Origin of the sequence: Streptomyces hygroscopicus, assembly GCF_026168105.1 — a bacterium.
Taxonomy (GTDB): Bacteria; Actinomycetota; Actinomycetes; order Streptomycetales; family Streptomycetaceae; genus Streptomyces; species Streptomyces hygroscopicus_D.
This window is the reverse complement of the sequence record NZ_LBMW01000005.1, coordinates 138,901-159,519: the sequence shown is the minus strand read 5'-3', so window position 1 is coordinate 159,519 and position 20,619 is coordinate 138,901. Positions and strand designations below refer to the sequence as shown.

18 protein-coding genes are annotated in these 20,619 nt (G+C 67.2%); 9 read left to right on the top strand and 9 right to left on the bottom strand.

From position 1 onward, the window contains the following. Window positions 1-108: 108 nt before the first annotated feature. Window positions 109-1,494, bottom strand: a complete 1,386-nt coding sequence (locus AAW14_RS07785) for a serine hydrolase domain-containing protein (protein WP_265561295.1) — start codon at window positions 1,492-1,494, stop codon at window positions 109-111. A 110-nt stretch (window positions 1,495-1,604) separates the two neighbouring features. On the opposite strand from AAW14_RS07785, the gene AAW14_RS07780 reads away from it, so the two are divergent. Further along, on the top strand, window positions 1,605-2,183 hold the full coding sequence (locus tag AAW14_RS07780; protein WP_265561293.1) for an NUDIX hydrolase: 579 nt from the start codon (window positions 1,605-1,607) through the stop codon (window positions 2,181-2,183). Here AAW14_RS07780 and dnaB read toward each other — a convergent pair. Continuing rightward, on the bottom strand, window positions 2,128-3,603 hold the full coding sequence (gene dnaB / locus AAW14_RS07775; RefSeq protein WP_265561291.1) for a replicative DNA helicase: 1,476 nt from the start codon (window positions 3,601-3,603) through the stop codon (window positions 2,128-2,130). The genes AAW14_RS07780 and dnaB overlap by 56 nt on opposite strands. Window positions 3,604-4,063: 460 nt before the next feature. Here dnaB and AAW14_RS07770 point away from each other — a divergent pair, with 460 nt between their 5' ends. Next, window positions 4,064-5,401, top strand: a complete 1,338-nt coding sequence (locus AAW14_RS07770; protein WP_265561289.1) for an MATE family efflux transporter — start codon at window positions 4,064-4,066, stop codon at window positions 5,399-5,401. A 168-nt stretch (window positions 5,402-5,569) separates the two neighbouring features. On the opposite strand, the gene rplI is transcribed toward AAW14_RS07770, so the two are convergent. The 4 genes from rplI to rpsF form a co-directional block, all read right to left on the bottom strand. Further along, window positions 5,570-6,016, bottom strand: coding sequence for a 50S ribosomal protein L9 (rplI, locus tag AAW14_RS07765; RefSeq protein WP_265561287.1), 447 nt, complete (start codon window positions 6,014-6,016; stop codon window positions 5,570-5,572). An 18-nt stretch (window positions 6,017-6,034) separates the two neighbouring features. Then, entirely contained in the window at window positions 6,035-6,271 is a 237-nt protein-coding gene (gene rpsR / locus AAW14_RS07760; RefSeq protein ID WP_003949403.1) for a 30S ribosomal protein S18, read from the bottom strand. 82 nt (window positions 6,272-6,353) lie between these two features. Further along, window positions 6,354-6,935, bottom strand: coding sequence for a single-stranded DNA-binding protein (locus AAW14_RS07755; RefSeq protein ID WP_265561285.1), 582 nt, complete (start codon window positions 6,933-6,935; stop codon window positions 6,354-6,356). Between the two features lie 77 nt (window positions 6,936-7,012). Continuing rightward, window positions 7,013-7,303: a 30S ribosomal protein S6 gene (gene rpsF, locus AAW14_RS07750; protein WP_004985983.1), complete on the bottom strand. Its 291-nt coding sequence runs from the start codon at window positions 7,301-7,303 to the stop codon at window positions 7,013-7,015. A gap of 264 nt (window positions 7,304-7,567) precedes the next feature. On the opposite strand from rpsF, the gene AAW14_RS07745 reads away from it, so the two are divergent. The 3 genes from AAW14_RS07745 to AAW14_RS07735 all read left to right on the top strand — a co-directional run bounded on the left by AAW14_RS07745 (window position 7,568) and on the right by AAW14_RS07735 (window position 10,314). Next, window positions 7,568-7,882, top strand: coding sequence for a hypothetical protein (locus AAW14_RS07745; RefSeq protein ID WP_265561281.1), 315 nt, complete (start codon window positions 7,568-7,570; stop codon window positions 7,880-7,882). 160 nt (window positions 7,883-8,042) lie between these two features. Continuing rightward, on the top strand, window positions 8,043-9,161 hold the full coding sequence (femX, locus tag AAW14_RS07740) for a peptidoglycan bridge formation glycyltransferase FemX (protein ID WP_265561280.1): 1,119 nt from the start codon (window positions 8,043-8,045) through the stop codon (window positions 9,159-9,161). A 121-nt stretch (window positions 9,162-9,282) separates the two neighbouring features. Further along, window positions 9,283-10,314: an alanine racemase gene (locus AAW14_RS07735; protein WP_265561278.1), complete on the top strand. Its 1,032-nt coding sequence runs from the start codon at window positions 9,283-9,285 to the stop codon at window positions 10,312-10,314. A gap of 81 nt (window positions 10,315-10,395) precedes the next feature. On the opposite strand, the gene AAW14_RS07730 is transcribed toward AAW14_RS07735, so the two are convergent. After that, window positions 10,396-11,904 (bottom strand): glycosyltransferase family 87 protein, encoded by a 1,509-nt coding sequence (locus AAW14_RS07730; RefSeq protein WP_265561276.1) that lies wholly within the window; start codon window positions 11,902-11,904, stop codon window positions 10,396-10,398. Between the two features lie 129 nt (window positions 11,905-12,033). Continuing rightward, the gene (locus AAW14_RS07725) at window positions 12,034-14,703 is read right to left on the bottom strand and encodes a transglycosylase domain-containing protein (RefSeq protein WP_265561274.1); all 2,670 of its coding nucleotides are present in this window, start codon (window positions 14,701-14,703) and stop codon (window positions 12,034-12,036) included. 373 nt (window positions 14,704-15,076) lie between these two features. Here AAW14_RS07725 and AAW14_RS07720 point away from each other — a divergent pair, with 373 nt between their 5' ends. The 4 genes from AAW14_RS07720 (at window position 15,077) to AAW14_RS07705 (ending at window position 18,827) form a co-directional block, all read left to right on the top strand. Then, window positions 15,077-15,757: a PadR family transcriptional regulator gene (locus AAW14_RS07720; protein WP_265561272.1), complete on the top strand. Its 681-nt coding sequence runs from the start codon at window positions 15,077-15,079 to the stop codon at window positions 15,755-15,757. 44 nt (window positions 15,758-15,801) lie between these two features. Next, window positions 15,802-16,884, top strand: a complete 1,083-nt coding sequence (locus AAW14_RS07715) for an inositol-3-phosphate synthase (RefSeq protein ID WP_265561270.1) — start codon at window positions 15,802-15,804, stop codon at window positions 16,882-16,884. A gap of 77 nt (window positions 16,885-16,961) precedes the next feature. Beyond that, window positions 16,962-18,224, top strand: coding sequence for an MFS transporter (locus tag AAW14_RS07710; protein ID WP_265561268.1), 1,263 nt, complete (start codon window positions 16,962-16,964; stop codon window positions 18,222-18,224). Window positions 18,225-18,332: 108 nt separating this feature from the next. Next, window positions 18,333-18,827, top strand: a complete 495-nt coding sequence (locus tag AAW14_RS07705) for a hypothetical protein (protein WP_265561266.1) — start codon at window positions 18,333-18,335, stop codon at window positions 18,825-18,827. 105 nt (window positions 18,828-18,932) lie between these two features. Here AAW14_RS07705 and AAW14_RS07700 read toward each other — a convergent pair whose 3' ends face one another. After that, window positions 18,933-20,378 carry a CCA tRNA nucleotidyltransferase gene (locus tag AAW14_RS07700; protein ID WP_265561264.1) on the bottom strand — a complete coding sequence of 482 codons (1,446 nt, stop codon included), beginning with the start codon at window positions 20,376-20,378 and terminating at the stop codon, window positions 18,933-18,935. Window positions 20,379-20,619 lie beyond the last annotated feature (241 nt).

Below are 20,619 nucleotides of genomic sequence, written 5' to 3'. Positions count from 1 at the left end.
GAGGCCCGTCACGTGGGTCGAGGAGCACCGGCGACGGAAGCAGACGGCACACAAGGACACAGGGGCATGTTTCACGTGAAACATGCCCCTCCATGGGCGCCGCAGTGCCTATCGAAGCCCGCTCCACCCCTCCGGGTCCACTCCACCGGGCACCGGAGAGCCCTCGTCGTACGGCTGACGCGTGAACACGAACGATCCGAAGTCCAGATGGCTCAATGATCCGTCCGGCCGTCGCACGGCCTTCAGGACCTCTCCCGCGCAGTAGCCGTCGAGGCCGGTCCAGGTGCCGTCCCCGTTCGGCCGCAGACGCGAACGTCGCCCCACGCCGGACAGCGGCTCCAGGGACAGGCCCCGGTCGGCGGTCAGCCGCAGCAGGAAGCCCTGGGTGCCCCAGTACCACTGCCCTGCCAGCTCCAGGACAGCCCGGTCGACGTCCGGCAGTGGACGCCACGGCTCGGGGATCCGGGGTTCCGCGTCGGCCACGATGCCGACGAGATCGGCGGCGACACCGGAGAGCCTCGGACCCGAGGTGCAATTGGCCAGCACGACGGCCGCCACGTCGTCCTCGGCGCTGAAGGTGAGGTTCGCCAGGAAGCCCGGCAGGGAGCCAGAGTGTCCGAGGAGCAGGCGGCCGTCCCGGCGCCGGAACTCCAGGCCGAGTCCGTAGGCATAACCCGCCACCAGATCCACGGCCTCGGAGGGGGCGGCGGGTGTGCGCATCTCGTGAAGCGACTCCTCGCTCAGCACTCGGTCGTCACCACGGCTGAGGAAGGCAGCAAAGCGGGCCAGGTCTCCGGTTGTGGACCACAGTTGACCAGCCGGGGCCATCCGGCCAAGGTCCTCCGCGGGTTCCGGGAGCATCACATCGGCCCATGGATGCACGGCCCAGCCACCCGCGTGCGGCGGCTGCGGCCGGCTGCTCGTCCGGTGCAGCCCCAGAGGTTCGAGCACCTCGCGGCGCAGGACGTCCTCCCAGGAAGCTCCGCGATGCTCCTCCACCAGGGCGCCCAGGAGCGTATAGCCGGGGTTGGAGTAGTGGAATCTGCGGCCGACCGGGTGCCTCAGGGGCCGTTCGCCCAGCACGTCCGCGAGTTCCGGACGCAGCGAGCCGGGCGTGCGCTCCCACCAGGGCGCGGGCGACTCGGCCGCCAGACCGCCCGTGTGTGCGAGCAGATGGGCGATGGTTGCCTCCCCCGCCCCGGTCCCGGGCAGGTGCTTTTCCAACGGGTCACCTAGGTCCAGAAGCCCCTCGTCGCGCAGCCGCAGTACGAGAACCGCCGTGAAGGTCTTGGTGATCGAGCCGATCCGGTACTGCACATTTTCGTCCGGGGCATGGCCATCCACGGAGGTGCGCGAGCCGTGCCATACCGTCCGTCCTTCCCGGACGACCGCCGCCACGAGCGACGGCGACCGTCCCACGGTCTGTGCCACGGCGATGCGGTGCAGCAGGGCCCGGCGTGTGGCGGGCAGCAGCTCTTCCTGAGATGTCGTCATGCCCCAAGTCCACCCGGCCCCGCATCCCGCGTCGAGCCCATATCCCCCGACGCCGCCGAGCACCGGCAGGACGTTCACCGCCGTCAGTCCTCCCTGTCATCGTGTGGCCTATGGGCGAACTGGTTGAGCGCGTCGACGAGCACGACGACGTGCTGGGCGTGGTGGACAGGGGCGATGCGATTCGGCATGGGTGGCTGCATCGCATAGCTACGATCGTGTGCCGTGATACCGACGGGCGGATCCTCGTGCACCGCCGTCCGGACGATGTGCTTCTCTTCCCGGGGCACTTCAACTGGATGCTCGGAGGCGCGGTGGGCGTTGCCGAGTCGTATGAGGAGGCCGCCACGCGAGAGCTGGCGGAGGAGCTGGGCGTCCGGGGTCAACCGCGGTTCGTGTTCAAGTTCCTGTGCGCCGGGGCGATCAGTCCGTACTGGCTCGGTCTGCACGAGGTCGTTGTCACGGAACCGGTCCAGCCCGATCCCTCGGAGATCGCCTGGTATGACTGGCTGACGGAGTCCGAACTGACCGACAAGGTCCGCCATCGAGCGTTCGTTCCAGATGCCCGCGAAGCCTTCGAACGCTACAGCGCCCGGTCATCGGTGGACACAGCATCCCCCGGGACGGTGGGTCAGGTCAGGTCTGAGCCATGTCGACAAAACGGGAGTAGTGGCCCTGGAAGGCGACCGTGATCGTGGCCGTCGGGCCGTTACGGTGCTTGCCGACGATGATGTCCGCCTCGCCCGCCCGCGGCGATTCCTTCTCGTACGCGTCTTCGCGATGCAGCAGGATCACCATGTCGGCGTCCTGCTCGATCGAGCCGGACTCACGCAGGTCGGACACCATGGGCTTCTTGTCGGTCCGCTGCTCGGGGCCTCGGTTGAGCTGCGAGAGGGCAATCACCGGCAGCTCTAGCTCCTTGGCCAGCAGCTTCAGGTTTCGCGACATCTCGGAGACTTCCTGCTGGCGGCTCTCGGACCGTTTGGAGCCGGACTGCATCAGCTGGAGATAGTCGATGACGACGAGCTTCAGGTCGTTGCGCTGCTTGAGGCGTCGGCACTTGGCACGGATCTCCATCATCGACAGGTTCGGCGAGTCGTCGATGTACAGAGGGGCCGCCGAGACATCTGGCATACGGCGGGCGAGCCGGGTCCAGTCCTCGTCCGTCATCGTGCCGGACCGCATGTGGTGAAGGGCCACACGGGCTTCGGCGGACAGCAGACGCATCGCGATCTCGTTACGGCCCATTTCGAGCGAGAAGATCACACTCGGCAGGTTGTGCTTGATGGATGCCGCCCGCGCGAAGTCCAGGGCGAGCGTCGACTTACCCATCGCCGGGCGGGCCGCGATGATGATCATCTGGCCGGGGTGCAGTCCATTGGTGAGCTGGTCGAGATCGGTGAAGCCGGTCGGTACGCCGGTCATCTCCCCCGATCTCGAGCCGATCGCCTCGATCTCGTCGAGCGCGCCTTCCATGATCTCGCTGAGCGGCAGATAGTCCTCGGCCGTCCGCTGCTCGGTGACGGCGAAGATCTCGGCCTGGGCGCTGTTGACGATCTCGTCGATGTCTCCGTCGGCCGCATATCCCATCTGTGTGATCCGTGTGCCGGCCTCGACCAGGCGGCGCAGCACCGCGCGCTCGTGCACGATCTGCGCGTAGTACTCGGCGTTCGCCGCGGTCGGGACCGTCTGCACCAGCGTGTGCAGATACGGGGCGCCACCGACCTTGGTGATCTCGCCCCGCTTGGTCAGCTCGGCGGCGACCGTGATGGGGTCGGCCGGCTCGCCCTTCGCGTACAGGTCGAGGATCGCCTGGTAGATCGTCTCGTGGGCGGGCCGGTAGAAATCGTGGCCCTTGAGGACCTCGACAACGTCGGCAATCGCGTCCTTGGACAGGAGCATGCCACCCAGGACGGACTGCTCGGCGTCCAGATCCTGCGGCGGAACTCGCTCGAAGGACGAGCCGGAGCCGTCCCAGGAACCACTGTCCTGGCCCCGGTCGTGCTGCTCGTCACGGCCCGGACCGCCGTCGCGGCGACGACGGGAGGCGGGGACACGATCACTGGGACCGCTGTCGGCCCACGGATCGTCCAAGGGCTCGGAGATGCTCACCGGGCCGCCTCCTCCCGTCCGCCACGCGGACCTCGCCGTGCACCTCATTTCTAGGGCACGACACTGACAAAGCGAGAAGCCCAGCTCCGGTTCAGACGCGTCGATTCCGCGCGATTTCCGAGGACGGAGGAGGGAGTGGGCGCCGGACCACGGTAGGCCCCCAGGCACCGTCAGCCAATCTGGTTATCCACAGGCCATGTGGACGACGGCCCCGTTGCTGTGGAGAACTCCGCAAAACCTGTGCACGACACGGTGGACAGCCCTGTGAACAAGCCCTCAGCCCCTTCACCGCACCTGCTCCGACCTGGCCTTTTCCCGTCCACCGGCTGTGCAGAAGAAAAACTTCCCCAGTCGGATCAAGATCGCCGCGAACGGTGCACAGCGCCACACTCCGCCAGAGCTCGAGTAAGGGGTACAGGCACTTTGCATCTCTTACCTGTGGACGATTACATTGATGCTCATGACACAGGCTTCCGCGCCACCGCGCACCACTCGCCGTCGGCACGACCGGGAGATCGTCGCGCTGGCCGTTCCGGCGTTCGGCGCACTCGTCGCGGAGCCCCTCTTCGTCATGGCCGACAGCGCGATCGTCGGCCATCTCGGCACCTCACAGCTGGCCGGTCTCGGCGTCGCCTCGGCGCTGCTGACCACCGCGGTGAGCGTGTTCGTCTTCCTCGCGTACGCCACCACGGCCGCGGTCGCCCGTCGCGTCGGCGCGGGCGATCTACGCGCCGCCATCCGGCAGGGCATGGACGGTATCTGGCTGGCGCTGCTTCTCGGTCTGGCCGTCATCGCGATTGTGCTGCCCACGGCGCCGGGCATCGTGGACCTTTTCGGCACCTCGCCGACCGCGGCCCCCTATGCGACGACGTATCTGCGGGTCTCGGCACTCGGCATACCCGCGATGCTGATCGTGCTCGCCGCGACCGGTGTACTGCGCGGCCTGCAGGACACGAGGACCCCTCTTTACGTCGCCGTCGCAGGTTTCGTGGCAAACGCCGCGCTCAACGCAGCTCTCGTCTATGGCGCCGGACTGGGCATTGCCGGTTCGGCCTGGGGCACCGTGATCGCCCAGTGCGCCATGGCCGCCGTCTATCTCTGCGTCGTCATCCGCGGCGCATGCAGACACGGCGCCCCGCTTCGGCCGGATGCGGCCGGGATACGCGCGTGTGCCCAGGCGGGAGTACCCCTGCTGGTCCGGACGCTCTCGCTGCGGGCGATCCTGATGATCGCCACCGCCGTCGCCGCCCGGCTCGGGGACGCGGACATGGCCGCACACCAGATCATCCTGTCGTTGTGGAGCCTGCTCGCCTTCGCCCTCGACGCGATCGCCATTGCCGGGCAGGCCATCATCGGGCGCTTTCTCGGCGCGGACGACCCCCAGGGCGCCCGAGAGGCATGCCGGCGCATGGTGCAGTGGGGGATCGTCGCCGGGGTCGTGCTCGGATTGCTCGTCCTGGTGACCCGTCCGCTCTTCCTGCCACTGTTCACCAATGACACGGCCGTCCACCAGACAGCCCTGCCCGCGCTGGTACTCGTGGCCGTCGCGCAGCCCGTCTGCGGAGTCGTCTTCGTGCTGGACGGCGTGCTGATGGGCGCGGGGGACGGACCCTATCTCGCCCGGGCAATGGTGCTGACCCTGGCGGTCTTCGCGCCCGTGGCCCTGCTTGTCCCGTTCTTCGGTGGCGGACTCGCCACCCTGTGGGGAGCGATGACACTGATGATGACCATGCGGATGCTCACGCTGTGGCTGCGCGCCAGCTCGGGCCGCTGGATCGTGACAGGCGCGACGCGCTGACAGGGAAGTACACACCGATATATATGGGGCGAGACGACGGTTGCGTCGATAGGTCACCATGTTTCACGTGAAACGTGGTCAGGCGCCCTGGCGGGACATCTGACGGCAAGCACAGGGGGCCGCATCCCAAGGATGCGGCCCCCTGTGTCGCTTCAGCGAGCGCTGCGCTTACGCAGCGACGACCTCGATGTTGACCTTGGCGGCAACCTCGGGGTGCAGACGCACCGACGTCTCGTGGGCGCCCAGCGTCTTGATCGGCGCACCCAGCTCAATGCGGCGCTTGTCGACCTCGGGGCCGCCGGAGGCCTTGATCGCCGAAGCGATGTCGGCCGGAGTGACGGAACCGAACAGACGGCCGGCGTCGCCGGAGCGGACGGCCAGACGGACCTTCACACCCTCGAGCTGGGCCTTGACCTGGTTGGCCTGCTCGATGGTCTGGATCTCGTGGATCTTGCGAGCACGACGGATCTGCTCGACGTCCTTCTCGCCGCCCTTGGTCCAGCGGATCGCGAGCTTCCGCGGGATCAGGTAGTTGCGAGCGTAACCGTCCTTGACGTCGACGACGTCGCCCGCGGCACCGAGGCCGGAGACCTCGTGGGTGAGGATGATCTTCATGAGTCGGTCACCCTTCCCTTAGCGAGCAGTGGAGGTGTAGGGCAGCAGCGCCATCTCACGGCTGTTCTTGACGGCCGTGGCGACGTCACGCTGATGCTGCGTGCAGTTGCCGGTCACGCGGCGGGCACGGATCTTGCCGCGGTCGGAAATGAACTTCCGCAGCATGTTCGTGTCCTTGTAGTCCACGTACGTGACCTTGTCCTTGCAGAAAGCGCAGACCTTCTTCTTCGGCTTGCGCACAGGCGGCTTCGCCATGGTGTATCTCCTGTGTGATCAAGAAGTTGGGGGTACGACCCACCCTCGACCCGGCCGGTCCCCACGGAGCCGGCCGAAAGGCCTAGAAGGGAGGCTCGTCCGAGTAGCCGCCACCGCCGCCGGAGCCGGAGCCGGAGCCACCGCCCCAGCCGCCGCCACCCTGGCCACCGGCCGGAGCGCCGGACGCCCACGGGTCGTCGGCCGGAGCGCCGCCGCCCTGCTGACCGCCGCCGGAGCTACCGCCCCAGCCGCCGCCACCCTGGCCGCCACCGCCGCCGTAACCACCCTGGCCACCGCGACCGGCGGTCTTGGTGACCTTGGCCGTGGCGTTGCGCAGGCTCGCGCCGACTTCCTCGACGTCGAGCTCGTAGACCGTGCGCTTGACGCCCTCACGGTCCTCGTAGGACCGCTGCTTCAGCCGGCCCTGCACGATGACGCGCATGCCTCGCTGGAGCGACTCGGCGACGTTCTCCGCCGCCTGACGCCAGACTGAGCACGTCAGGAACAGGCTCTCGCCGTCCTTCCACTCGTTCGTCTGGCGGTCGAAGGTGCGGGGAGTGGACGCGACGCGGAACTTCGCGACCGCCGCACCGGACGGGGTGAAGCGCAGCTCGGGGTCATCGACAAGATTGCCGACAACCGTGATGACGGTCTCGCCTGCCATGGGGGAACCTCTCGGCGGGTTTGCTGCTGGCTGCTTGTGCTGCTACTCGAAATCCCGAGATCGGCTGAGCCGGAGGCTCAGTGGGTCTCGGGGCGGAGGACCTTGGTCCGGAGGACCGACTCGTTCAGGTTCATCTGGCGGTCGAGCTCCTTGACGACCGCAGGCTCGGCCTGCAGGTCGATGACCGAGTAGATGCCCTCGGGCTTCTTCTTGATCTCGTACGAGAGACGACGACGGCCCCAGGTGTCGACCTTCTCGACCTTTCCGCCGCCGTCACGGACGACAGAAAGGAAGTTCTCGATCAGCGGGGAGACAGCGCGCTCCTCGAGATCGGGGTCGAGGATGACCATCACCTCGTAGTGACGCATGTGGAACCCACCTCCTCTGGACTCAGCGGCCACGGTCGTTCCGTGGCAGGAGGGTTGTGATGCGTACGCAACGGTATCGGCCGCCACTGACAATCGGAGGCCAGTCGACGGTTGACCCGGCTCAGCCTGGGCAGACACCGGTGCAGACGGTACAGAGTACCCGCACACGTGCTTCCGGTTGAAATCCGGCCGCCAAGGCCGTCAATCTGTACACATCGGGTGTGTATGGCGCTACGATGCGCCGCCTTCCGCAGGAGGTGCCCCATGGCACAGGCATTGCGACCCAACACCACCGGTTCTCTCTTCGCCACGGATGGCAAGGCCCATCCCGTCCAGGACACCCTTCTCGCGGTGACCCTGGTGCTCGGACTCACGGCCTTCATCACGGCGATGTTCCCCAACCTGCATCTGATCAGTTCCTGGACGGGCCTGGTGGGGATCTTCACGGGCGCATACGGACAGTACATCTCCGTGACCACGCGTGAGCGCTTCGGGCTGATCCTGGGACTCGGCGCCTCGGCCATCGGTTTCTTCCTCGGCATGGCACATGGCGGACTCCTCGGCGGGATCATCAGCTGATCCACAACGTCGCCGGTCGTCCCACGGGGTTCGTGGGACGACCGGCGACCACACAGGTCGCATAGGGCCAGACGGGGCGCTCGCGGGGCGCAGTAGGCTTCGGCGCGAGAGCCGGAGCCCCTGTACCCATGGGGACACACCAGCCCGAGGAGCGCCCCGAATGAGCCTGACCCTGAGGACGATCAGTCGCGAGCAGCATCTGGCGTACATCCAGAGCCTGCCGGCGGCGAGCCACATGCAGGTCCCGGCCTGGGCAGACGTCAAGGCGGAGTGGCGCTCCGAGAACCTCGGCTGGTTCGACAGGAATGGCGAACTGGTGGGCGTCGGACTGGTGCTCTACCGTCAGCTGCCCAAGATCAAGCGCTATCTCGCCTACCTGCCCGAGGGCCCGGTCATCAACTGGTTCGCGCCAAATCTGGACGAGTGGATCCAGCCGATGCTCGCGCACCTCAAGAACCAGGGCGCGTTCTCCGTGAAGATGGGGCCGCCGGTGATCATCCGGCGCTGGGAGGCCAACTCCATCAAGCAGGGCATCCAGAGCCCCGATGTGAAGCGCCTGCGCGACATCGAGGCGGACTTCATCGAGCCGCGTGCCTTCGAGGTGGCGGACAAGCTGCGCCGCATGGGCTGGCAGCAGGGCGAGGACGGCGGCGCCGGCTTCGGCGACGTGCAGCCTCGCTACGTCTTCCAGGTGCCACTCGCGAACCGCTCCCTGGAAGAGGTCCACAAGAACTTCAACCAGCTGTGGCGCCGCAACATCAAGAAGGCCGAAAAGGCCGGTGTCGAGGTAGTCCAGGGCGGTTACCAGGACCTCGAGGAATGGCAGCGGCTGTACGAGATCACGGCCGTCCGCGACCACTTCCGGCCCCGCCCGCTGTCGTACTTCCAGCGCATGTGGACGGCCCTCAACACCGAGGACCCCAACCGCATGCGGCTCTACTTCGCGCGGCACAACGGTGTGAACCTGTCGGCGGCGACGATGCTGGTGGTAGGCGGGCACGTCTGGTACTCCTACGGCGCCTCCGACAACATCGGCCGTGAGGTGCGGCCCTCGAACGCGATGCAGTGGCGCATGCTGCGCGACGCCTACGCGCTCGGCGCCACCGTCTACGACCTGCGCGGCATCTCCGACTCCCTGGACGAGACGGACCATCTCTTCGGCCTGATCCAGTTCAAGGTGGGCACGGGCGGCCAGGCCGCCGAGTACCTCGGCGAGTGGGACTTCCCGCTCAACAAGCTGCTCCACAAGGCGCTCGACATCTACATGTCGCGCCGCTGACAGCGACGCGTGCCGGGCCCTCAGGCGGCCCGGCACCACCCGCCGGCCCGGCGGATCCGTCACAATTCCCCTTCAGACCTCTGACACACCACAGCCCACGAGAAAGGTTCCGGGACCGGCCATGGCGCTCACGCTCTACGTCGACACCGCGCGCTGGCGGGCACATCACAAGCACGTGCAGGAGCAGTTCCCCGGACTCGTCCCCGTCTGCAAGGGCAACGGCTACGGATTCGGCCACGAACGGCTGGCGGAAGAGGCCACGCGTCTCGGCTCGGACATCCTCGCCGTGGGCACCACGTACGAGGCAGCTCGGATCAAGGACTGGTTCGGCGGCGACCTGCTGGTACTGACGCCCTTCCGGCGCGGCGAGGAGCCCGTGCCGCTGCCGGACCGCGTCATCCGTTCGGTGTCGTCCGTGGACGGCGTCTACGGGCTCGTGGGCGCCCGTGTGGTCATCGAGGTCATGTCCTCGATGAAGCGGCACGGTGTGAGCGAGCAGGACCTGCCGCAACTGCACGCCGCCATAGAGAATGTCCGCCTCGAGGGTTTCGCCATCCACCTGCCGCTGGATCGCACCGACGGCTCCGACGCCGTCGAGGAGGTCATCGGCTGGATGGACCGGCTGCGCGCGGCCCGGCTGCCCCTGCACACGATGTTCGTCAGCCACCTCAAGGCCGAGGAACTGATCCGACTGCAGCAGCAGTTCCCGCAGACGCGTTTCCGCGCCCGCATCGGCACCCGGCTGTGGCTGGGCGACCATGAATCGACCGAGTACCGCGGAGCCGTCCTTGACGTCACGCGCGTCTCCAAAGGCGACCGCTTCGGCTACCGGCAGCAGAAGGCGGCCTCGGACGGCTTCCTGGTCGTCGTGGCGGGCGGAACGTCGCACGGGGTGGGTCTGGAGGCCCCCAAGGCCCTGCACGGCGTCATGCCGCGCGCCAAGGGCGTCGCCCGGGCCGGCCTCGCGACGGTGAACCGGAACCTTTCGCCTTTCGTCTGGGCGGGCAAGCAGCGCTGGTTCGCCGAGCCCCCGCACATGCAGGTCTCGATCCTGTTCGTTCCCGCGGACGCCACGGAGCCGAAGGTCGGCGACGAACTCGTGGCCCATCTGCGGCACACGACCACACAGTTCGACCGGCTCGTGGACCGCTGAGCGCAAGGCGGGCGCACGAACAAAGGCCGTACACGGAACCCGCGTACGGCCTCGTGCGTGGCGCCTCCACGCCATGTTCGCTCAGAGCGAACCGTTGCCCGTGGGCTCCGCGCCCCGGCTGCCCCACTCCACCTGGGGCCCTTCGAAGTGCACCGCGTGGCGCGGCGGATGGGCCGCGGCGCCCAGCACGAAGACATCCGGCGCCCCGTCCAGCACACCACCCGACGGGTCGTCGTCACCGGCCCGGCGCACCATGTCCCGGTCCGGCATGAAGATGTCGCGTACGACCACGGCGCACAGGTAGAACGTCCCCAGCAGATGGACGGCGATGGCGAGTTGGTATCCCTCCGTCGGCAGGCCCTTGTGGGCGTCTCCGCTGGTCGTGTACGCGAGGTACATCCAGATGCCCAGGAAGTACGCCACCTCGCACGCCTGCCAGATCAGGAAGTCCCGCCAGCGCGGCCGGGCCAGCGCGGCGAGGGGGACCAGCCACAGCACGTACTGCGGCGAGTAGACCTTGTTGGTGAGGATGAACGCCGCCACGATCAGGAACGCAAGCTGTGCGAAGCGCGGACGGCGCGGCGCCGTCAGCGTCATCGCGGCGAGGCCCGCGCAGACAACCACCATCATGATCAAGGCACTGGTGTTGGCGACGTCCTTGGTGATCTCGATGTTGAACCAGCGCGAGATGAACAGGAAGATCGAACCGAAGTCGACGCCACGCTCCTGGCTGAAGCGGTAGAACTTCGCCCAGCCCTCGGGGGCAAGGAACATCACCGGCGCGTTGACCACGAGCCACGCGCCCACCGCGCCCAGGAGGGCGGTACAGAACTCCCGCCACCTGCCGGCCCTCCAGCACAGCACGAGGAGCGGGCCCAGCACCAGGAACGGATAGAACTTGGCGGCAGTGGCAAGACCGACCAGGACGCCGAAGGCGAGAGCCCGGCCACGCGACCACATCAGCATCGCGGCGGCCAGCAGGGCCACGGCAAGCAGATCCCAGTTGATGGTGGCGGTCAGCGCGAAGGCGGGCGCGAGGGCGACCAGGAGGCCGTCCCAGGGGCGGCGACGGTGGATCCTCGCGGTGCACACGGCGATGACCGCGGCGCACACCATGAGCATCCCTGCGTTGACCATCCAGTAGGTCTGCTCACGGGCCTGGAGGGCGCCGCTGCCCGGCGTCAGCCAGGAAGCAACCTCCATGAACACACCGGTGAGCACCGGATACTCGAGGTAGTCCATGTCGCCGGTGAGCTTGTCGAAGTAGGGCACGAGCCCATCGGCGAAACCGCGCCCCTGATAGAGGTGCGGGATGTCCGAGTAGCACGCGTGCGTGTACTGCGAGCTGGCGCCGAAGAACCAGCCGCTGTCGTAGCAGGGCAGCTTCTGGACCATGCCGAGAGCGAACATTCCGATCGCCACGAGCGCCACGACCCGCACGGGAGTCCACCAGGACGTCCCGAGCAGTGCGCGCCGTCCGATGGGACCGCCGATCAGCTCGCTGCCGGCCGCGGCGACCTCGTCCTCCTTGGTCGGCCGCACCCGGTCCGGCTCATGGACGCTCGCTCGCGTCGTCTCTGCACTGGGCATGTGCCTCATCCTGCCGCATCAGTCTGAGAAAGCACCGAGGGCCGCCACACCTGCTCGGTATGACGGCCCTCCTCCGGCCTGTGTTTCACGTGAAACGGAGCGTTTCACGTGAAACACAGTGCGTGACAGCTACCCGTTCGGGCCTCCGAAGAGCCCTCCGTTGCCATTGCCCCGGGAGCTTCCGGTACCGGTGGATTCTGTCGGCGTCGAGGTCACTCCGCCCGTGCCGCCGGCGTCCGTGCCTCCATTGCCGGTGCCACCGTTCGGGACACAGTTCCAGCCGAAGTTGCTACAGGTGTTGCTCGGCGTGGGCGAAGGGGAGAGCAGCGACTTGCTCGGCGTCGGGCTCGGCGTCGGGCTCGGCGTGATGCTCGGCGTGGGGGTGGGCGTCACGCTCGGGCTCGGAGCGCCGTTGACCACCACTCCAATGGGCTGGGGAGTCGGGAAAGACTCCGCGGGCTGCCCCTTGAGCGCTTCCGCCATGTAGTCGTGCCAGATCTCGGCGGGGAATGAGGCACCGTGAATCTTCTTCTGACCGCCTGTCCCGTACATCTGGAGGAACTGGCGGTTCTTGCTGGTCTCGTTGTCGTCCATGCGGTACATGCCGATCGCGGTCGACAGCTGCGGGGTGTACCCGACGAACCAGGCGGACTTGTTGCCGTCCGTCGTACCGGTCTTGCCCGCGACATCACGGCCCGGCAGCTGCGCGGCGGTACCGGTGCCCTTGTCGACCACGGTCTTCAGGACGTCGGTCACGTTGTCGGCGACCGCCGAGGTGAAGGCATTGGTGGGCTTCTTGACGTGCTGGAAGATCGTCCCGTCCTTGCTCGTCACCTTGTCGACCGAATACGGGTCGTTCTGGGTGCCGCTGGCGGCGAAGGTGGCGTAGGCACCTGCCATGCGGATCGCGCTCGGGGAAGAAGTGCCGATGGAGAACGACGGGTAGTTGGAGCTGGCCATGCTGGACTTCAGGATGCCCGCGTTCTCGGCCGCCTGCTCGACCTTGTCCAGGCCGACATCCATGCCCAGCTGGACGTAGGCGGAGTTGACCGATGCCCGCATCGCCTCACGAAGGTCGATCTGGTAGTTGGGCGGGTTCCCCACCGACTCGTTGCCGTCGTTCGTCTGCAGCCACTCCTTACCGTCCTTGTCGGTCCAGACGGTCTTGTCGTAGTTCTTGATCTTGAGCTTGTTCTGACCGCTGTACAGGCTCTTGGGTGAGATCTGGGTGCGTTCGTCCTGGGCTTGAGAGGGGCCCCCGTGGGGATTGCGAATGCCGTCCTGCATGGCCGCCGCCAGCACGAACGGCTTGAACGTCGAACCCACCTGGGCACCGGTCGAGTCGGCGTTGTTGGTGAAGTGCTTGGTGGCGTCCTCACCGCCGTAGATCGCCTCGATGGCACCGGAGGCCGGGTTCACAGAGGCTCCGCCGAACTGGACGTGTGTGTCCGTGTTCGGGCGCAGCTTGGGCTTGATGTTGGCCTGCTGGACTTTCTTGACGGCCTTCTCGAGCTCATCGACCTTCTTCCGGTTGAAGGTCGTGTGGATCTGGTAGCCACCCTGCCGCAGCTTGTCCGGAGTGATCCCGGTCTCACTGCTGTGGGTCATGAGGTAGCTGTTGGCCAGGTCGACGAGATAACCGATCTGACCGCTGAGCCGGGTGTTGGACCGCGGGTTCTGGACCGTGGGCAGCGTTGTGTACTTTGCCCGCTCCGCGGCGCTCAGGTGGCCGTACTGGACCATCTTGTTGAGCGTGTCCTGCATCTGCGCCAGGGCCCGCTTGCTGTTGGCCTGGGGAGTGGCGGCCGGGTCGATGGACGTCGCACCCGCCGGGTCGTAGTAGGTGGCGCCCTTGACCATCGCCGCCAGGAAGGCACACTCGCCCGGGTTCAGGCTCTTGGCTTCCTTGTTGAAGTAGGCGCGGGACGCCGCCTGGAGGCCGTAGGCGCCGCGGCCGAAGTACGCCGAGTTCAGGTAGCCGGCCATGATCTGGTCCTTGGGGACCACGGCACCCACCTTGATCGCGACGAAGATCTCCTTGAATTTCCGGGAGACGGTCTGCGACTGGTCGTTCAGCATCGCGTTCTTGACGTACTGCTGCGTGATGGTCGAGCCACCCTGTGTTTGGCCACCGCGCGCCATGTTGAGGACGGCGCGTGCGATGCCGCTCGGGTCGACACCGCTGTCGGTCTCGAAGGTCTTGTTCTCCTGCGAGATCACGGCGTACCGCATCTCCCTGGGGATCTCCGAGTAGTTGATGATCTGCCGGTTGATCTCACCGCCGGTGGCGACCATCGGCGTGCCGTCGGACCAGTAGTAGACGTTGTTCTGCGCGGTCGCGGTCTGGGCCACGTTCGGGACGCTCACCATCGCGTACCCAATGCCCGCTACCGCGACCAGGCTCCCTATGAAGCCGATGAACAGGCCCGTCACCAGCTTCCACGACGGCAGCCAGCGCCCGACCCCGGACTTGCCTGCACGCGGGTAGTCGATGAAGTGCTTCTTGGCGGGGGCGGGGTTGCGCCCTCTGCCCCGACCAGGCCCGCTCGGACCACCGGGACCGTATCCCGGCTCCTCGGACCCTCTCCGTCGTGCGCCCCCACTTCTCTGTGCCGCCCGCCGGGCCTCGGCACGACCACCGTACGGGCGCTCCTCACCTCCCGCTCCATAGGAAGCGGACGGGGACCCGGTGGCGCCTCGCGGTGTCGCGCGGCGGCCGGAGGGCGGCGACTGGCCGCGTCGGGCCGCGGCACGTCCGCCTCCCTGCGGCTGCGGCGGTTTGCGACGGTGCTCGCTCATCGAACGACTACTCCTCGGGCAGGCGCATCCTGGCGCGCCTGGAGACGGCGGCTGGTTTCCGGTCCCCCCGAAGTACGGATGCGGTCGTTTTGTCATTCACCCGTACTGCACCAAGGACGAGGACGCCTCCTGCCGTCACTCGGTTCCCGTTGGTGTGCATGCCGCACAGACTACGCACCGCCAAAACCCCCCGAGCTCATAAGTTCACCCCAAATCAGGCAACTCGCATCCTACGAATCGGTGATGTGACCCCGTTCACCATGCCCCCTCTTGTCGCATACGGAGACGCGTTCTATCGTCATGATGTATCGAGTCGATACATCAGCTCGACATAAAGACCATGCGACGAGACAGCGACAGGAGGGAGGCGCGCATGAGCCGGCGTTCCGGGATCCTCGAGTTCGCCGTCCTGGGCCTGCTCCGCGAGTCCCCGATGCACGGCTATGAGCTGCGCAAGCGACTCAATACATCACTGGGTGTATTTCGCGCGTTCAGCTATGGGACGCTCTACCCCTGCCTCAAGACGCTGGTCACGAACGGCTGGTTGACCGAGGAGTCGGGCGGCGACCCGGACGACGCCCTCGCCGCTCCGCTCTCAGGACGCCGCGCCAAGATCGTCTACCGGTTGACGGCGGAAGGTAAGGAGCACTTCGAGGAACTGCTCTCCCAGACGGGTCCTGACGCCTACGAGGACGAGCACTTCGCCGCTCGTTTCGCCTTCTTCGGACAGACGTCCCGTGATGTCCGCATGCGCGTCCTCGAGGGGCGCCGCAGCCGACTGGAGGAGCGTCTGGAGAAGATGCGCGTCTCGCTGGCGCGCACCCGGGAGCGCCTCGACGACTACACCCTCGAGCTCCAGCGCCACGGGATGGAGTCCGTGGAGCGCGAAGTGCGCTGGCTGAACGAGCTCATCGAGAGCGAGCGGGCCGGACGGGACCTCAGGGGTTCCGCCGCCGACGGCTCCGCTCACGACAGCACATCTGGAGAGACGGGCGGCCTGCCCCGGCACCGGGACAGCACCCGGCCGGATCCGTCCGACGACACCACCACGTGAGGTCCAGTCGGGGCTTCACCTCGTACACACAGGGAGCAACCGGAATGGGTTCGGTTCGCGTAGCCATCGTCGGCGTGGGCAACTGCGCCGCATCGCTGGTGCAGGGAGTCGAGTACTACAAGGACGCCGACCCGGCGTCCAAGGTGCCGGGTCTGATGCATGTTCAGTTCGGCGACTACCACGTCCGTGACATCGAGTTCGTCGCCGCGTTCGACGTGGACGCCAAGAAGGTCGGCCTCGACCTGGCGGACGCCATCGGCGCCTCCGAGAACAACACCATCAAGATCTGCGACGTCCCGACCACTGGCGTGACGGTCCAGCGCGGCCACACCCTCGACGGTCTCGGCAAGTACTACCGCGCCACCATCGAGGAGTCCGCCGAGGAGCCGGTCGACGTCGTCCAGGTCCTCAAGGACCGGCAGGTCGACGTCCTCGTCTGCTACCTGCCCGTCGGCTCCGAGGACGCGGCGAAGTTCTACGCCCAGTGCGCCATCGACGCCAAGGTCGCCTTCGTCAACGCCCTCCCGGTCTTCATCGCCGGCACGAAGGAATGGGCGGACAAGTTCACCGAGGCGGGCGTGCCGATCGTCGGTGACGACATCAAGTCGCAGGTCGGCGCCACCATCACGCACCGCGTCATGGCGAAGCTGTTCGAGGACCGGGGCGTCGTCCTGGACCGCACCATGCAGCTGAACGTCGGCGGCAACATGGACTTCAAGAACATGCTCGAGCGTGACCGCCTGGAGTCGAAGAAGATCTCCAAGACGCAGGCCGTCACCTCCCAGATCCCCGACCGGGACCTCGGCGAGAAGAACGTCCACATCGGCCCGTCCGACTACGTGGCCTGGCTCGACGACCGCAAGTGGGCGTACGTCCGCCTCGAGGGCCGTGCCTTCGGCGACGTCCCGCTGAACCTGGAGTACAAGCTCGAGGTGTGGGACTCCCCGAACTCCGCGGGTGTCATCATCGACGCCCTGCGCGCCGCGAAGATCGCCAAGGACCGCGGCATCGGCGGCCCCGTGCTGTCCGCGTCCTCGTACTTCATGAAGTCCCCGCCGGTCCAGTACTTCGACGACGAGGCCCGCGAGAGCGTCGAGAAGTTCATCCGGGGCGAGGTCGAGCGCTAGGACCGTCCGTCGCTGGTCCTGACCGGGTCCCCGGGCCATGTGCCCGGGGACCCTGCGTGTATGTGAGGCTGTGCCTCATGTCCGTCGTGCGCGACCTGAGTGTTCTGCTGCGCTTCCAGGGCTTCCGGCGCCTGCTCGCCGTACGGCTGCTCTCCCAGGGGGCCGACGGCGTCTACCAGGTCGCGCTCGCCACCTATGTCGTCTTCTCCCCCGAGAAGCAGGCATCGGCCGCCGCCGTCGCCTCCGCGATGGCCGTGCTGCTCCTGCCGTACTCGCTCGTCGGCCCCTTCGCGGGTGTCCTGCTGGACCGCTGGCGACGCCGCCAGGTCTTCCTCTACGGCAACCTCCTACGGACCCTGCTGGCCTGCGCGACGGCCGCCCTCATGCTGAGCCATGTCCCGGACTGGCTCTTCTACGTCTCGGCGCTGTGCGTCACCGCGGTCAACCGCTTCGTCCTCGCGGGCCTGTCCGCGGCGCTGCCCCGGGTGGTCGACGACGAACGTCTGGTGATGGCCAACTCGCTCTCACCGACGGCCGGGACGCTCGCCGCCACCGCGGGCGGCGGACTCGCCTTCGCCGTACGCCTGGTGGCTGCGGACTCGGACGCCGCGGTGGTGCTGCTGGGCGCGGCCCTGTATCTCGCCGCCGCTCTCGCTTCGTTGAGCCTGGCACCGAACCTGCTGGGTCCCGACCGGGAGTCGATGCCGCCACGGCTGGGCAGGGCCGTCGTCGACGCCACCCGCGACCTGGTGGCGGGCGTACGGCATCTGGCGGCCCCTCCGCGGCGGGAGGCAGCCTGGGCACTGGCGGCGATGACGCTGATGCGGTTCTGCTACGGCGCGCTGCTGGTGCTTCTGCTGATGCTGTGCCGGTACGCCCTGTCTTCGAACCCGAAAGAGGGACTCGCTCTGCTGGGTGTGGCGCTGGGGGTGTCCGGCGCCGGGTTCTTCGCCGCGGCCGTCGTGACGCCGTGGGCCGCGGGACGGCTCGGTCCACGCCGTTGGATCGTTGTGTGCGCCGCGGCCGCCGCGGTTCTCGAACCCGCGCTCGGCCTCCCGTTCGCCACCGTTCCCCTGATGGTCGCGGCCTTCGTCCTGGGGCTGATCACCCAGGGCGCGAAGATCTCCACGGACACGATCGTCCAGTCCACGGTCGAGGACGGTTTCCGCGGCCGTATCTTCTCCGTCTACGACGTGCTCTTCAACGTCGCCTTCGTCGGTGCGGCCGGTGTTGCCGCCCTGATGCTGCCGCCTGACGGTCGCTCAGCCGTCCTGGTGGTCACGGTCGCTGTTATCTACGCCGCAATTGCTATGACTATGTCCCGTTTTGAAAGTCAGTAAGTGTCACATCAAGGCTACGGAGCCCCTCTGAGCTTCAGAGTTGTCCGTGGGGACCGGTAACTTACGGGCGTCTTATATGCGCACCCACGTTCGAGGGGGACCCCCAAAGTGACCACTCCGCCGCCCCAGGGCCCGAATCCGTACGCCCAGCAGCCCACCATGCCTATGGGGCAGCAGCCCGGCCAACCGGGAGTTCCGCCGCAGGGTCCCTACGCGCCGTTCCCGAACCAGGGCGCTCCGGCCCCGGTACCGCCGCAGGCCGGTTCGGGCAAGCGTGCGAGCAAGAAAGCGCTGCGCATCGTCGGGGCCATCGTCGTCGTCATCATCGGCTTGGCCGTGAAGTTCGGCATCGGTTGGTGGGCCAGCGAGACCGATGCCGAGACGACGTCGGTGGGCGCCTGTATGCACAACGACGGCTCGGACTCCAAGGCCAACCTCACGGAGGTCGACTGCTCCTCCAGCGGAGCCCAGTACAAGGTCGTCCAGAAGTTTGACGGCAGCAGCGACCAGGACAAGTGCCAGGCGGTCAAGGAGGCGACGAGCGCCTACGTCCAGTACGGCAACGGCCATGACGTGGTGCTCTGCCTGAAGGACAACAAGTAAGAACCTGGATGGCCCATAACAGTGGGGCGGTGTTTCACGTGAAACACCGCCCCACTGTGCGTCCCGGGGTCATGTTTCACGTGAAACATGACCCGGACCCATGGATCAGGAGCTCTGCTCAGCCCACCAGTCCTTGAGTGCCTTCACCGCGGCGTCATGCTCCATCGGACCATGCTCCAGACGCAGCTCCAGCAGGAACTTGTACGCCTGGCCGACCACCGGGCCGGGACGGACTCCCAGGATCTCCATGATCTGGTTGCCGTCCAGGTCAGGGCGGATCGCGTCCAGCTCCTCCTGCTCCTGGAGCTGGGCGATGCGCCTCTCCAGACCGTCGTACGCGCGCGAGAGCGCGGTCGCCTTGCGCTTGTTGCGAGTGGTGCAGTCGGACCTGGTCAGCTTGTGGAGCCGGTCGAGGAGCGGACCCGCGTCACGGACATAGCGGCGCACCGCGGAGTCCGTCCATTCTCCTGTGCCGTAGCCATGGAAGCGCAGGTGGAGTTCGACCAGGCGCGCAACGTCCTTCACCAGGTCGTTGGGATACTTCAGCTCCGTCATCCGCTTCTTGGTCATCTTCGCGCCCACCACCTCGTGGTGATGGAAGGAGACCCGACCGTCCTTTTCAAAGCGGCGCGTCCTCGGCTTGCCGATGTCGTGCAGCAGCGCGGCAAGCCGCAGGGTCAGGTCCGGGCCATCCTCCTCCAGCGCCATCGCCTGCTCCAGCACGATCAGCGTGTGGTCGTAGACGTCCTTGTGCCGGTGGTGCTCGTCACGTTCCAGCCGGAGTGCGGGAAGCTCCGGCAGGACATGGTCGGCGAGACCGGTCCCGGACAGCAGCGTCAGCCCCTTGCGCGGGTGGGCGGACAGGATGAGCTTGTTCAGTTCGTCACGTACCCGCTCGGCGGACACGATCTCGATCCGCCCGGCCATCTCCTTCATGGCCGTGACGACCTCAGGAGCGACCTCGAAGTCCAGCTGGGCCGCGAAGCGCGCGGCGCGCATCATCCGCAGCGGGTCGTCCGAGAACGAGTCCTCAGGGGCTCCCGGTGTACGCAGGACCTGGGCGGCGAGGTCGTCGAGACCGCCGTACGGGTCGATGAACGCCTTCTCGGGCAACGCGACCGCCATCGCATTGACGGTGAAATCGCGCCGGACCAGGTCCTCCTCGATGGTGTCGCCGTACGACACCTCGGGCTTACGGGAGGTGCGGTCGTACGCCTCGGAGCGGTACGTCGTCACCTCGATCTGGTAGCCGTCCTTCTGGGCACCGACCGTCCCGAAGGCGATCCCGACCTCCCATGTGGCGTCCGCCCACGGCCGTACGATCTTCAGGACGTCCTCGGGGCGGGCGTCGGTCGTGAAGTCGAGGTCGTTGCCGAGCCGGCCGAGGAGGGCATCCCGCACCGAGCCGCCGACCAGGGCGAGTGAGAACCCGGCCTCCTGGAAACGGCGGGCGAGGTCGTCGGCGACAGGGGAGACCCGCAGCAGTTCACTCACCTCGGGGCGCTGCACCTGACTCAGGGCACGGGGATTGGCTTCGTTGGCGTTCGGCACAACAGAAAAGGGTACGTGGCCCGGGCTGCGGCGAGCGCCTCCATTAAACCTGCACAAGCGTTCCGTAAGCATGCATAAGCGCCATGTATCCATGCACCCTGGATACAGACATATTCGGGACAGCCCGGGCGCGCGCTTCCGATCTTGTGACGCGGTCCGCGGCACTTCCCTTGCGCGCACATCGTTACCATGCCTGGACGCACATTCCGACGACCACTGACGACGACGAGGGACGGACGAA